This is a genomic window from Clostridium drakei, assembly GCF_000633595.2.
GTDB classification, from domain to species: Bacteria; Bacillota; Clostridia; order Clostridiales; family Clostridiaceae; genus Clostridium_AM; species Clostridium_AM drakei.
The window spans coordinates 17,647-32,071 of the sequence record NZ_JIBU02000006.1 but is presented as its reverse complement, the minus strand read 5'-3'; the positions used below and the strand labels follow the sequence as shown (position 1 = coordinate 32,071).

The following is a 14,425-nucleotide window of genomic DNA, read 5'->3' as shown; positions in this document are numbered from 1 at the left end:
TTATACCTCCTTATAATTATCAACTCCATGTCTTAGTTGCTTCTGTAACCAATCTAATCCATCATCAATATATGGCGGTACATTTAATTCTTCAGGTTCAATAGAATATATTAAGTCAAGTGCAAAACCTGCCTTGTCTGAGCTAGCTTCCCTTAATTTTGAATATAATTCTAAATGAAGCTCATCAAAAGTTTTAGAATTACTAATTACGCTATTAGCTATTTGAAAAATTCCATCCCCATTATGATTTTTAAATAATTCTAAATTAGCATATATCAAAGAATCTTCAAATGTACTTGATAGTGCTTCGACTTCCTTTGAATCAAATAATATTTTCTGTGGTGTTTGATATGCTATACCTATTGAGTAATTATGCGGATATTTGAAATTTACCATTTTTTTATCTGCAGGCAAATCAAGTAAGCTATCCAATGATTTTTCATTTAGTAACCAAGATGTTATTGCGTAATTTCCAGAAATTAATTTTTTATTTCTTTCTGGACATTGAGCTTTGTGATACCCATCTCCATCAGCTGGATCTAAGTCTGTAATCACAAGTGTTAACAAACATAACTTTTCAATTAACGGCTTTAATCTGTGAGAATGCCTTCCATTAATCTCTAATATACTAATATATCTCTGGTTAAGTTCTTGGTATTTCTTTTTTATAAAATGAGGAATCAGCATACTTTCAGCAGAACCTTCAACTAATATTAGTGCATCTGCAAAAAATAAATCGCAATGAGTAGATTTTAAATATCTAGTAACAAACCTATTTGTTCTATTATCTTGTCCAAATACATCGGTAAGGTTAACAACCTCTGATGTTGGAACTTTACAATTTTTTGTAGCTTGTAATCTTTTAAAATACCTTAAATCAGAAAAATTCATTTCATGGGTAATATTACTTGAATGAGAACTTATCACAAGTTGTGTTGAAAAATCTTGATGTGTTTTAAGGAATGAATTATTCCTTAAAACATTATATGCCTTTTTTATAAAAACCTGTTGAACTTGAACATGCAAATGCGCCTCTGGTTCTTCAAGTAATACTAAATGTAGTGGTGGTATTTTGTTTTCTTGCAATCGATGCATTTTTTTTGCTTTTCCTACCTGCATCCAATCATCTCTAAACCGCATTAAAAGAAAAACCATTGAAACTAAATTTTGATATCCTAATCCATTGTATTTTTCAGGTAGTTTTAAATCATTATCATAATCACTTCCTAATGAATATTTAACAGCTGAATCATGATTAAGAGTTTCAGTTGCATTAACTTTTGTTTCTATAGTAATTTGAGGATCGTTCACCCCCGGATATCCAAGTTCCTCCAATTCTTCTATAGCTGTTTTAAATTTCGATTTTAAATTCTGATTAAAAACTGTTTTTGCACTATCAATTGCCTGCAATACCTCAAAATCTTCAGTAGTTGGAGATTTTTCTGGATCAAGATGCTTATCGTAATATTCTCTAAGTTGTGTAGATAAAGAACCACTATGTATTGTTTTTTCACCATTTTCTTCTGAAACAGGATCTGTAAATCCTCTTTGTGCTCCTACCATATCAATACGTATCAAACCATTCAATGGATTTTGTTCAAAACATTCCATTTGAAAATCTGTATTTTGTGGAACATTATTATTAATCTTACTTGGATCTAAAATATAAGCTTTAAGTACAAATATTGATCCAAATCTTTTTTCAATAAAATCACATAAATTCTTTGGCCATAATACTAACCTATTTGTAATATTTTTTGATTCAGTTGTTCTTGCTGAAAAATATGCCTCTCTATATTCTTCAAACAATTTACTTATATCCTTAGGCTGAAGTATGAATCTAACTCCTAAAATGCCCTCTTTCCAATCAAGAGTAGGTATAATATGTGCAACGTATTGCAATTCATTATTTTCAACATTTAACCAAATATCTAACCTTGGGACAATATTCTCCCATAAAACAATTGTATCTGGAGGTAGTGCTTCTTTTTTCCCCCACTCTATGCCAATGCTATTTATTGCTTCATGATTTGATAACGTAATGTCATTAAATACAAAACTTCTATTTGCTAGAAATTTACCAAGTGCATCCATAGCTGACGTTTTTCCACTATTATTTGCTCCAACAAACAACGTAGTTTCTTTACTAAAATCAATGTGGCATTGTTTTAATTTACGAAAATTTTGAATATCAACAAATGCTATTTTCATTATAATTATTCCCTCCGTTTTAAATTATGATAAAGTTATGTTTAATGCTCTTAAAAAATACATTTTTCATCTTTACTCTAAAACTCATCTAGATTATTACTTAATTATAGAAATATCACAATTATTGATTTTCAATCACTATTTGTGTTTACTTCCAGTTATAGACATTGTCTACATTATGTCCATTACCCTAAATATATCTATAATGCAATTATTATATATATATTTCTACAAAAAAAATATATTTCCTCTAAATTATGGTTACAATTCATAAAATATCAAATTCGCATACCTATAAACTCAAAATTAAACCTCTAAGCAATCAAAACTTTTAATTTTTGCAACAACTCTTAAATATTTGCCTTGTTGTGCTACATAACCCCAAAAATTTTGTACTTCTCCATAATTTGATGTAAATTAATAATTATCAATTTAAATTATTCTAAGGAGTGAAAACATGAAAGGAACTATACAAAATTTAAATATCAATGAACATCACTGTTCGCTGTATCTTCCACCTAACTACAATGCACTTGATATTAATTACCCTGTTGTATACATAAATGGAGATAACAATATGGAAGAAATAATAAATTCTATAGAATATCATTTTGATGTAGACTGCAGCACTTTTATACTTGTAACTATTGAATCAAAAAACTGGAATCATGATTTTTCTCCATGGCCTGCACCAGCTTTAAGCAAAAACAGTGAAGATTTTAGTGGGGGTGCATATGAATATCTAAGTAACCTCACTAATGTTATCAAGCCTTTTATAGATGCACACTACAGAACAAAAACCGAACCTGAACATACTATACTGATTGGGTATTCATTAGGTGGACTTTCAACTTTATACAGCCTTTACCTATTTGGAACCTTTGGAAAAGTTGGAAGTTTATCTGGTTCATTATGGTATGATGGTTGGATTGAATTCATGAGTTGTAATTCTCCTATAAACAATACTGCAAAAGTATACCTTTCTCTTGGAAAAAGTGAAGAACGCAGTAGAAATCAACGTATGGCTAAAGTTGGAGATTGCACTGAAAAAACTTTTTCTATATTCTCAAAACAGCTTGTGTCTTCACAAAACATAATACTGGAATGGAACAATGGAGGTCATTTTACTGAAGTTACAAAAAGATTTAGTAAAGCACTGTTATGGCTTATGCATATATAAATACCGTAAATTACACAGACTTGAGAACGCACATAGCTTTGTGTAATTTTAAATTGATACGAATACTTTACTACAAAAAAATAAGAAAGTGCAAATTACACTTTCTTATTTACTTTCTTTTTATTGTTTACCTTTTAAGATGCATTTTAGTGCCTAAACCTCTTTTGTCTCATCTTACATTAGCAATAAGCTTCTACTATATTCTTTTTCCTATTTCCTATGGTTACAGTGGCTTCTTTCAACTTTCCTAATTCATTATTTAATTTTCTAAAATCAAATATTAAAAGATACCCTTCATCTAGTCCATATTGCTCTAAGTATTCTCCTAATTGTACTAAACCCTTTTGATGATACTCCTGCCCATTCCACCTTTTAAGTTCTAATATATACATTTCTTTATTATAAGTTACAACTATATCAAAACGTTTTTCTTCTCCACCTTGAACTTCCTTAAAAGCAAATCCTGTTCCATTTATTATAGGACTTATAAAAGCTAAAAACAATAATCTTCCATCTGCTTCTAAAAATGCTTCTCTTTTCTCTGAATACTCATGCTTCATAAATTCAGAAAATTTCACCAGAATCCTTCTTATATCTAATGTACCATCTTCTTTTATATAGGCGCTTTTTTGATTATAATAACCTATGTTAACTGAAGTTTCTATAAGTGAACTCATATAATTGTAAATTCTTTGCTCATATATTCTATTGTTAACTTTTACTTTATTATTTTCATTTTTAAAAATACCGTAAATTATTCCTATATTTATTACTGGATTGTCAGATATATAAGTTACTTCATCATTATCTAAAATGATTTTCTTTACTAACTTCTTTAATTCACTATTATTTTCAATATTTTTAATAACACTGTCAAAATTAGTATTACTTTCTCTTAAGATTTCTTTAACAGCTAAATCCATATAATCTTTGTCCCATACTAATCTGTCTTCCTGCATTATCTTTTCATCTATTATCTTGCATAATTTACTCACTAAAAAAGGATAACCTGAAGTATAATAATAAAGCCTTTCTGAAAAATATTCTTTATCTAATTTCACACCTTTATTTTCTACATACTCATCCAGCATTGTCACTATTTCCTTTGATGAAAAGCTCATATCCACATCAAAATCCGAGGCTATATTCCAAGGACTGTTGTATTTGTGCTCTTCATCTGGCCTTATCTTAACTTTTAAAGTCTTTACATCATGCACTCCCGCCAGTATTACACTATGAAATGTGTAATCCTTTCCCATATTCCTAAGTAAATATTTATTTCTAAGCATTCCTAAAAAACTTAAGAATAGTTGATTATTACTACTTTTATCTACTTCATCTATCATTAATATAACTTTTTTATTTAAGTTTTTTACTAATCGTGTTATAAAGCTTGATAAATCATCTAAATTCTCTACTGTTTTTTTCTCTTTAGCTATAAAAGCTGCAAGTTCTAAATCTTCTAATTCAACAGTTCTCTTTAATATATTTAAAAAACCTTTTGAAAATTTAGTTTCATCCTCAAATATTAAGTCTCCTATGCCCTCAAAGCTTATGAATATAACAAAACAATCTTCATTTTTATTTAAAGTTTTTTCAAGTAAAAATAGTGTTGTAGTCTTCCCATACTGCCTTGGTCTATTTATTATGAAATACTCTTCATTTTTAACTAATTTTACTATTTTATCTATTTTATTTGATGTATTTACCATATAATGTTTATTTGGTATGCAAATTCCTGTTACATTAAATTTCTTTTCCATAAATGTCTCACCATCCTATATCTATATTTTATCATAGGGTAACCCTATTTAAACAAAAAATCTTTAATATTAAAATCATAAGGGTATGTTTGAATTTCAAAAATACAAAATACTTCAATTCATGATATAATTAGTTAATAATTTAATTTACAAACTTAGAAGTGTAAGGAGGGGTTTTCATGGATGTAAAACAAAATAAAGACATTGAAGCTGTTATGACTGAAGCTGAGAGTATTGCTAGAAATTATTTTAGACAAGGTTTAAACTGTTCAGAATGTGTTTATCGCAGTATTTTAGACTTATATCAACCAGATTTATCACCAGATACCATTTGCCTTGCTTCTGGATTTGGCGGCGGCATGGGACATACGCGAAATACCTGCGGAGCTGTAACAGGTGCTGTATTATCATTAGGTTCTATTAAAGGAAGAAAAAATCCTTTTGAAAAAGAAACACCTGCAGAGAGAGCTCAAGAGCTTAAAGATGTTTATGCTCCTTTTGCTAATATGATTAATGAAATTCAAAACTATTATGGAACATTGATTTGCAAAGAACTTTCAGCACCACATGGTGATTTTGAAAGCAGAGAAAGGAAAAAAAACTGCCAGCAAATAATTGGATACTGTACTTCCTTAGTAGCAAAGTATGCTGTTGAAATCAATAAGAAATAAACTGAATAATCATTTTATTTATAGTTAAATCCTTATTAATGTAATATAAAAAGAGCTGTCACACTAAGAAATTTACATACAATATATTGTATATTTATTCTTAATGCGGCATGCCCTTTTTTATCCGATCGCTACCATTGCTAATATCTCCACGTGAGTCTAAGAATCACTTGATCTTTAATTAGATATCTAATAAGTTATTCTTATATTCATTATATAAGCTTCTAAGTTCAGCTATCTTATCATCCATTTTAATTTGGAGTTCTGAAACTGTTGCATAATCACCAGCATTTATAGCATCTTTTATAGTTGTAAATAAGCTCTTTGTTGAATAGCTATTTTTTAACAAATATTGTCTTAAATTATTAACTTTTTGCCAGTTAGCTACATCAAGGTCTAGAGCATTATCAACACAATGAAGTTTCTTAAAACCTCTAATTTCATAAGTGTAGTTAGAAATTATTCTTGAATCAATTTCAGTTAACCATCTTCTTTCTACACCTATACGGAAACTGTTAAGTATTTCCTCTGTAAATACATTACCAGATTTTAACACATTAACTTTTTCAGGATATTTATCCAATGCTAGTACATTTTCATAAACTGTAGCTGGTGCCTTACCAAATAATCTTGATCTTTCTTCATCAGAGTAATCTTCAAATACATCTTCTTCACTTCTATAAGCTCTATCTTTTTCAAGATATGCAGTTTCTTCTCCAGCAGACTTTGAAAGCTCAGAAAGTAAATCAGCTTCAGTTTTCTTATTTGATATAGCATAATTTATGCCATCAATTGACGTAACAAACAACGCTGCTACTGCTAAATAAGTGTTTGTAAATGGATTTGGTGCTCTAAGTTCAAACCTTGTTGATATTGGATTGTTAATATCTCTAATAGCACCTAATAATATAGTTCTATTTCTTGAAGGAACATCAACTGAATGTCCTAAGGATGTAACTATACATATTGGAGCTTCAAATCCAGGCTTTAATCTTCTTAGTGAATCGTTAGTTGCAGATACAATTGGATTTATAACTTCATAATTCTTTAATATGCCCATTAAGGAACCATATCCATATATACTTAAGAAATTGTTATCAGTTGAAGCATATAAATTAAATCTTTTGCCGTTCTTTAATTTTAAAGCAATACTTAAGTGAGTGTGTTCTCCACTTCCAGCTACTCCATCAATTGGCTTAGCTAAAAATGTAACCTCAAGTCCATGTCTTCTGAAGGTTTCTTTTACTAATGTTCTCACGAAAAGTTCATTATCAGCAGCTTGTAATGCATCAGCATATTTCCAATCTATTTCAAGTTGCTCCATAACATGAGTAAGGTCACCAGTTTCAGTTAAATGAGCCTTTACACCACCAACCTCTTTATGCCCCATTTCAGGATCTAAACCATACATTTCCATTAATAATAAAGTTTCTTCCAAAGCTGATCTTACAACACCTTTAGTTCTAGTCCAATATTGTTCTTGAAGTACTTGAGATGTAAAAAGTTCTTGAACTTCAGCTTTGTCTTCTGGAGTTTTTACCCAAAATTCAAGTTCAGTAGCAGCTGTAGCTATTACATCAGATACATCATCAAATTTAGCTCCATATGCAGTTAATAGTTCAGGATATTTCTTATATGAATCAAATAATGTGTCTTTAACATAAGTTGTTGCAGCTTTTAAAATGTGTCTAGAATCTACAGCCTTACCTTCATGTATTAAGAAACAAGGAATTCTTACCGTTCCTATTGGCTTGCTAGTTTCTTCATCTATAAACTCAAAATTATAGTCTATAAACCAGTTAACCTCTGTATCAGCTATCATATCAACTTTAGCGTTATTTAATGTTGCTATTCCTGGAAGAACAACTGATGATCCGTCTGTTTGAATTGCTCCCTTTATAAAACCAGAAATGTCTTCTAAGAAAACCTTCATAGGAATTCTTTCATCAGTATCATTTCCTGACAAATCTATTCCAATTAGAGACACAAACTTTATTTCAGAATGAGAAATTAAAATATCTCTTAAATCCTCCTCAGAATGTTTTTCTTTTGGTATAACATATATTAGATCTTTAAACATAAACACGTACCTCCTACAGATAATAATAGAGAAATGATTCTACACATAATACTTTTTTAAAAATAGAACTTAAATAATGCTTTTACTTGTTTTATATAATAAAAAAAGATGCCACTAAAAAAGAAAAAATTATAGTTTTTTCTTCCTTAAGACACCGTTGCCTTATCAATCACCTATTTTTTATATTCATATAAATAGTAAACATACCTTTAAGAATTATTTTTAATTAATTATTATTAAAAACTCATTTTCTTGTTTAATTTATACTATTAAAAATATAATACCACTTTTTTGATAAATGTCAATATTTTTTTATTTAAATTCATCATATTTGCATTTTCTAGTATAATTTTTATTTACGAACACTTGTTCTTTTGTGTAAAATGAGTTATACTTAATTCATAAAAATGAAAAGATTGGTGATGAAGTATGGAAATAGATGAAAAGTTAAAGATTTTATCTTCTGCTGCTAAATATGATGTATCTTGTTCATCTTCTGGCTCAAATAGAAGTTCAAAAAAAGGCAATATTGGTTCTGTAGATAGAAGTGGTATATGCCACAGCTTTACTCCAGATGGACGATGTATATCCCTTCTAAAAATACTTTTAACAAATTATTGCATATATGATTGTTCTTATTGTATCAATAGAAGATCTAATGATATTGAGAGAGCTTCTTTTACTGCTGATGAAGTTGTTAATTTAACAATGAATTTTTACAGACGTAATTATATAGAAGGATTGTTCTTAAGTTCTTCAATTATAAAAAATGCTAATTTCACTATGGAACTCCTTACAATAGTTGTTGATAAATTGAGAAATGAACATAACTTTAGAGGTTATATTCATCTAAAAGCAATTCCTGGCGCTGATGAAGAACTTATAAAAAAAGCCGGCTCCCTTGTGGATAGAATGAGTGTAAATATAGAATTGCCTTCATCAAAATCGCTTAAATTATTAGCTCCTGAAAAAAATAAAAATGATATTTTAAAGCCTATGGGTGATATTAAAAATAATATTGTTATAAATAAATATGAACGCAAGAAATACAAAAAATCACCTATATTTGTACCTGGTGGTCAAAGCACTCAGCTTATTGTTGGCGCCACAAAAGAAAGTGATTTAAATATACTAAATTTAACTGAAAATCTATATAGTAAATTTGATCTAAGGAGAGTTTACTATTCAGCATATGTTCCTGTTAACAATAGCAGAAATCTTCCTGAAATTAAGACGCCCCCTACTATTAGAGAACATAGACTATATCAAGGTGACTGGCTGTTAAGAGTTTATGGTTTTAAAGCAAAGGAATTGCTAAATGAAAAAAATCCTAACTTTGATATTAATCTCGATCCTAAAACAACTTATGCTTTAAATAATATTCACCTATTTCCTGTAGAAATAAATAGGGCTCCTTATCATACTCTTATAAGAATACCTGGTATTGGAGTACGTGGTGCATACAAAATCATAAGTGCTCGCAAAATTAGCTCATTAGATTTTCATGATCTAAAAAAACTTGGCATAGTTATGAAAAGAGCTCAATATTTCATTACCTGCAAAGGTAAATATTATGGATCTGTGGCCTTTGATGATATGCACATTAGAAAAGCTCTTACTCCAAAATTTGATTTAAATTCAATACATGAAGGTGCTTATCAGCTAAGCTTTTTTGACAATAATATAAGTAATTTAATTGCTCCTAAAGATATTTCAAATAATAGTAAATTGCTTTTATTAAACGATAAATCCACTTCAATTACTGGTGAATTATAGGAGGTTTTAGTATGAAAGAATACATATACGATAACACTTTTGAAGGTTTGCTTACTGCCATTTTTTATGCTTACAGCTGCAAAGAAGATTGTGTTATAACAAAATCAAGTGACTATACCACCTCATTTCTTAATGAGGTTTTAAATATTACCACTGAATATGATAAGTTCAATAGAGTCTATAAAAGTATTGTAGAAAAACTTAATACTGAAATTTTAACGAATATGTACTACTTATATCTTTGTGGAATTCTAGATTCCAGCTCTATTGCTTTGAAATATCTTAAACTTTGCTATAAATATGGTACAAATATTAACTTAGCTAAAAATAATGACATTATAATTTTAGTTGATAAATACACTAGAAAAGTTACTCATGAAGCCCACATGTTCACTGGATTTGTAAGATTTAAGGAAGTAGCACCATTAAGTTTTTATGCCTCTATAGAACCTGACCATAATATTTTACCTTTAATACTTAATCATTTTACAAAAAGATTTTCCGATCAAAACTTCATAATTCATGATTTAAAAAGAAACTTAGCAATAATATATAATAAACAAAAAGCACTTATAACTGAGTTTAAGAGGGAAGATTCTAAAATCTTCTCTTCACCAGATGGTGAATTTGAAGCTCTTTGGAAAACTTTTTATAAATCTGTTAATATAAAAGAACGTGAAAATCCTAGACTCCGTACCCGCTATATGCCTAAAAGATATTGGTCTCACCTCACAGAATTTAAATAGCCGAAAAAGATTTCTTATTTAATAAAATTCGAAATCAATTCGTATATACCAGGAATTAAAAGTGCTGGCAGCATATTTCCTACATTAAATTTCTTTCCCAATGCAATATTTATACCAACACATAAAATCAACGCTGATCCTACAAAAGACATATTTTCAATTAATGTATTTCCTAAAAATGGACCAATAAAAACAGTAATAAATGTAATACTTCCTTCATACATAAAAATTGCAATTGCAGAAAACATAACACCAAGTCCATGAGTAGAAGCAAAAACTAAAACTATGACAAAATCTAAAATAGATTTCGCAATCAACATTGAGTAATCACCCTTAAGTCCATCCTGTATAGAACCAACTATGGCCATAGCTCCTATACAGATAATAAGAGATGTATTAACAAATCCTTCTACAAACTGATTGTCCTCTTTTACTCTTACAGCACTTTTAATTTTTTCACCCAAACCATCCAACCATTTCTCAATATCTAACATCTGCCCAATAAAGCTCCCTATTACCAATGAAAAAATTAAAAGCATAGTCCCTTTTGTTTCTATTTTTCCATTATGCATAGTAATCATCCCTTGCAAAGTTCCAGTAATTCCAATAAAAATTACTGCTACACCACAAGCCTGCATTAAAATATGCTGCATTTTCTGTTTCATACCATTTTTAAGAAACAAACCAATACCACTTCCAATAATTACAGCTATAGTATTTATAATTGTACCTAATCCTCTCACAATATCATTCCCTTTATCTTTTGTTATGTCAAAATTCTTCTATTAAATCATTACATAATTGCTGACACTAGTGTTGACTTTATTTATCTTAGATTATATCATTATTCATATGATATTAAAATTTAATATATTTAATATTATTATTAAATATTATTTATGGATGGTGAATAATGGAATTAAGAGAAATTAATACATTTCTTGTGGCTGCTGAAAAAATGAACTTTTCCAAAGCAGCAAAACAGCTGGGTTATACTCAGGCAGCCGTCACAATACAAATTAAACAATTGGAAAAGGATTTAGGAGTTCTTTTATTTGATAGAATTGGAAAAAGTGTATATCTTACAGATAGTGGAGAAAAATTTCTTACCTATGCTCAAAAAATTTTATTTTATACGGAAGAAGCAAAAGCAGGGCTTAAGAATGAAAAGTTATATTCAGGGGTTATTCGAATAGGTACTTCTGAATCTATTTTATCTACTTCATTTTCAAGAATAATTAAGGAATTCCATCATATACATCCTAATATGCATATTTGCATAAAAACAGGGACAAGGGATTTTATCTTTAATTTAATGATTCATAATGAATTAGATTTAGCTTATAGTATTGATCAAAATATAATTGACCATGAATGGATTGGAAAAATCATTCAGAAAGATAAAGTATATTTTGTTGCTTCTACCAAAAACTATTTAACTCAAAAAAAAGAAGTTTCCATTGAGGAAATTTTAGAACAGGAACTTATTATGACAGAATGTAATTCCGGTTACAGTTATGAACTTTCTCAACAATTAGCTCAAAATGGTCTATACTTTCATCCTTATTTAGAAATCGGTAACACAGATCTTATTCGTTCTTTTATAGTAGAAAATAGAGGGATTTCATATCTGCCACTTTTTATTATAGAAAAAGAGATAAAGAATGGCACTATTGCTCCAATAAGAATTCCAAAATTTGAGGTTAGTGTTTACCGACAATTATTTTGGCATAAAAATAAATATATTACCAAGCCAATAAATGATTTTTTAGAATTAATTAAAAATATAAAATCATGACTTTATATAAGGATAAAAAGAGAAGGTTACATTTCAATTTACCTCCTCTTTAAAATTCATATTAGTTATATTACAAATCTAAGCTGAATTGTTATAATATACTTGCTGCTACTTATTGATTTCTGACTTTTCTTTTCTTAATTATTCTTATATTTATAATTTTAAAGGATATTTTCCATAAATTTTTCCAGCTTCCATAAACATTTCAACCTTTTCTATTGGTGTGTCCATTGGAATTTGGCAGCCAGTACTCAAAATGTAACCTTTTTTAGAATCATGTCCTTTTCTGATACATTCTTTAACTGAGTTAAAAATATCTTCTTTTGTTCCTTCATACATGACATCTACTGGTGGGACATTTCCGGTAATAACCACTCTATCTCCCATTATTTTTTTAGCTTCTTCTAAATCTTCATAATTATCAATACTAAAATTAGAAATGCCTGCATTTACAACATCTTCCCAAATACCCTTACTTTTACCACAAATATGTATTGCAGGAGAACCTCCTGTTTTTTCTTTTATTCTATCAATGTTTTTCTTAAGAGCAGGTAATGAGAACTCTCTAAATTGTTTTGGACTTATAAGACTAGTGGATGAAACTGGATCTGCAAATCCAATAGATACACCTAACTTAGCTACCTCGTCTATATACCTATTATTACATTCTGCTATTATATCCATTAAAATGTGAACCTTTTCAGGGCACTTAATTATCCATTTTAACAGATTTTCTGTTCCAACTACTGAAGCCGCAACACTAAAAGGCCCCGACATAGCAGCTCCAACATCTACTTCATCAGTAAGTGCATTTTTAGTAAGTCTTATAGCTTCAATTAAAACTGGTAAATTACCATCTTTTAGAGGATTAATAATTTTAAGGGATTCTATTTCCTCTACAGATTTAATTGCAGGCTCTATTAGATAAGATATGCCATGATCAGGATATCCTATTTTAGCTCCCATGGCTTCAGCAACTCCTCTAAGACTGGTGGATATGCTTGCACCATCGTGGCGAAGCCTTTTAAATAAAGCTATTTCTAAATCCGCCATAAGCTGTGCCGAATGATAATATTCGTTAGCTTTAACTCCAATAAAAGGTGTCATAGTAACTCCCATATCAGGAACACATATTATTCTATCAATTTCTTCTCCTTTAGAAAAAGCTTGTACTCTTTCTTTTGGTGTCATTTCTTCTTTAATCAACCAGATCAACTCCTTATTTTATGTCCTTAGTTGAATTTTATCATTACAATAATAATTTTTCTATAACCATATTAAATACCAATAGATGAAACTTTTTCTATAAGACTTTAATATAATGACAAAATGTATTTTTATTTGAAGTAGTCTTTCAATAGCGCGGCTTCCCAAATAGCTTTTGAATTTCCACTTCTGTCAAGAATCTATACTGACCTTTTTTCACTGATTCGTCTAACATTAATCCTCCGATAGAGATCCTTTTTAAATATACCACATAACAACCTGCTGCCTTTAACATTCGCTTTACTTGATGGTTACGCCCCTCTGTAATAGTAAGATATCCAGAGACAACTGGCTGGTTATAATGGTTTGAATCTATATTGTTTAAATTCTCAATGGGCATTTCATGTTTAAAGTCTTTATAAATTCCACATTTATGCACTTCTATTTTTGCAGGCTTTGTTAGTATTTCGCCTTTTCCTATATAAATTCCTTGCTCTAATTGCTTCTTATTTTCCTCGTCTAAAGAACCTAAAGCCCAAAAAAAATAAGTTTTTTCCATATGCTTTTGTGGATACATTAATTTATGTTCAAATTCACCATCATTAGTAAGTAACAATAATCCTTCTGTATCTTTGTCTAATCTTCCAACATGAAATACTCCATTCATTTTGTCATCATCAAAAAAATCAAATACTGTTTTGTTAGTTTTATCCTTTCTTGCAGTAATGCATCCAGCCGGTTTATTAAACATATAATATACTTTTCCAGTATAAGAAACTACTTTATCAAGATACTTAATAACATCAGAATTTTCATTAATTTCTATTGCAGGTTCTGTTATAACTTTTCCATTTACTTTAATCAACCCTTCTTTAATATAAGTCCTAACAACTTTCCTTCTTCCAACAGATGATTCTGCTAAAAATTTATCTAATCTCATATTTAATAACTTCTCTTCCTTTGTAAAATCATTTTACCACCTGGGGTATTATAA

At 29.2% G+C, this 14,425-nt stretch carries 11 protein-coding genes; 5 read left to right on the top strand and 6 right to left on the bottom strand.

Features of this window, described 5'->3' with window-relative positions:
- Window positions 1-2,211 (bottom strand): AAA family ATPase, encoded by a 2,211-nt coding sequence (locus tag EG57_RS0203750; protein WP_032075955.1) that lies wholly within the window; start codon window positions 2,209-2,211, stop codon window positions 1-3.
- 457 nt (window positions 2,212-2,668) lie between these two features.
- Here EG57_RS0203750 and EG57_RS0203745 point away from each other — a divergent pair, with 457 nt between their 5' ends.
- Window positions 2,669-3,391 (top strand): alpha/beta hydrolase, encoded by a 723-nt coding sequence (locus EG57_RS0203745; protein WP_032075954.1) that lies wholly within the window; start codon window positions 2,669-2,671, stop codon window positions 3,389-3,391.
- 179 nt (window positions 3,392-3,570) lie between these two features.
- Here the strand turns inward: EG57_RS0203745 and EG57_RS0203740 are convergent, their stop codons facing one another.
- Entirely contained in the window at window positions 3,571-5,154 is a 1,584-nt protein-coding gene (locus tag EG57_RS0203740; protein ID WP_032075953.1) for a P-loop NTPase family protein, read from the bottom strand.
- Window positions 5,155-5,333: 179 nt separating this feature from the next.
- Between EG57_RS0203740 and EG57_RS0203735 the strand changes: the two genes are divergently transcribed.
- Window positions 5,334-5,825, top strand: a complete 492-nt coding sequence (locus tag EG57_RS0203735) for a C-GCAxxG-C-C family protein (RefSeq protein ID WP_032075952.1) — start codon at window positions 5,334-5,336, stop codon at window positions 5,823-5,825.
- Window positions 5,826-6,006: 181 nt separating this feature from the next.
- Here EG57_RS0203735 and EG57_RS0203730 read toward each other — a convergent pair whose 3' ends face one another.
- Window positions 6,007-7,905, bottom strand: a complete 1,899-nt coding sequence (locus tag EG57_RS0203730) for a glutamine synthetase (protein WP_032075951.1) — start codon at window positions 7,903-7,905, stop codon at window positions 6,007-6,009.
- Window positions 7,906-8,334: 429 nt separating this feature from the next.
- Between EG57_RS0203730 and EG57_RS0203725 the strand changes: the two genes are divergently transcribed.
- The gene (locus EG57_RS0203725) at window positions 8,335-9,681 is read left to right on the top strand and encodes a putative DNA modification/repair radical SAM protein (protein WP_032075950.1); all 1,347 of its coding nucleotides are present in this window, start codon (window positions 8,335-8,337) and stop codon (window positions 9,679-9,681) included.
- An 11-nt stretch (window positions 9,682-9,692) separates the two neighbouring features.
- Window positions 9,693-10,427, top strand: coding sequence for a TIGR03915 family putative DNA repair protein (locus EG57_RS0203720; RefSeq protein WP_032075949.1), 735 nt, complete (start codon window positions 9,693-9,695; stop codon window positions 10,425-10,427).
- Between the two features lie 14 nt (window positions 10,428-10,441).
- Here EG57_RS0203720 and EG57_RS0203715 read toward each other — a convergent pair whose 3' ends face one another.
- Window positions 10,442-11,170 (bottom strand): DUF554 domain-containing protein, encoded by a 729-nt coding sequence (locus tag EG57_RS0203715; protein WP_032075948.1) that lies wholly within the window; start codon window positions 11,168-11,170, stop codon window positions 10,442-10,444.
- Between the two features lie 170 nt (window positions 11,171-11,340).
- On the opposite strand from EG57_RS0203715, the gene EG57_RS0203710 reads away from it, so the two are divergent.
- Window positions 11,341-12,225 carry a LysR family transcriptional regulator gene (locus tag EG57_RS0203710; RefSeq protein WP_032075947.1) on the top strand — a complete coding sequence of 295 codons (885 nt, stop codon included), beginning with the start codon at window positions 11,341-11,343 and terminating at the stop codon, window positions 12,223-12,225.
- A gap of 153 nt (window positions 12,226-12,378) precedes the next feature.
- On the opposite strand, the gene EG57_RS0203705 is transcribed toward EG57_RS0203710, so the two are convergent.
- Together EG57_RS0203705 and EG57_RS0203700 are read right to left on the bottom strand one after the other, a co-directional pair.
- The gene (locus tag EG57_RS0203705) at window positions 12,379-13,431 is read right to left on the bottom strand and encodes a methylcobamide--CoM methyltransferase (protein ID WP_032075946.1); all 1,053 of its coding nucleotides are present in this window, start codon (window positions 13,429-13,431) and stop codon (window positions 12,379-12,381) included.
- 148 nt (window positions 13,432-13,579) lie between these two features.
- Window positions 13,580-14,371 carry a pseudouridine synthase gene (locus tag EG57_RS0203700; protein ID WP_032075945.1) on the bottom strand — a complete coding sequence of 264 codons (792 nt, stop codon included), beginning with the start codon at window positions 14,369-14,371 and terminating at the stop codon, window positions 13,580-13,582.
- Window positions 14,372-14,425 lie beyond the last annotated feature (54 nt).

Bases quoted from the DNA above. Each gene is read 5' to 3' on its own strand.
- EG57_RS0203725 (WP_032075950.1), top strand. From the start codon at position 8,335: ATGGAAATAGATGAAAAGTTAAAGATTTTATCTTCTGCTGCTAAATAT.
- EG57_RS0203720 (WP_032075949.1), top strand. From the start codon at position 9,693: ATGAAAGAATACATATACGATAACACTTTTGAAGGTTTGCTTACTGCC.
- EG57_RS0203730 (WP_032075951.1), bottom strand. From the start codon at position 7,905: ATGTTTAAAGATCTAATATATGTTATACCAAAAGAAAAACATTCTGAG.
- EG57_RS0203745 (WP_032075954.1), top strand. From the start codon at position 2,669: ATGAAAGGAACTATACAAAATTTAAATATCAATGAACATCACTGTTCG.
- EG57_RS0203750 (WP_032075955.1), bottom strand. From the start codon at position 2,211: ATGAAAATAGCATTTGTTGATATTCAAAATTTTCGTAAATTAAAACAA.
- EG57_RS0203700 (WP_032075945.1), bottom strand. From the start codon at position 14,371: ATGAGATTAGATAAATTTTTAGCAGAATCATCTGTTGGAAGAAGGAAA.
- EG57_RS0203740 (WP_032075953.1), bottom strand. From the start codon at position 5,154: ATGGAAAAGAAATTTAATGTAACAGGAATTTGCATACCAAATAAACAT.
- EG57_RS0203710 (WP_032075947.1), top strand. From the start codon at position 11,341: ATGGAATTAAGAGAAATTAATACATTTCTTGTGGCTGCTGAAAAAATG.
- EG57_RS0203735 (WP_032075952.1), top strand. From the start codon at position 5,334: ATGGATGTAAAACAAAATAAAGACATTGAAGCTGTTATGACTGAAGCT.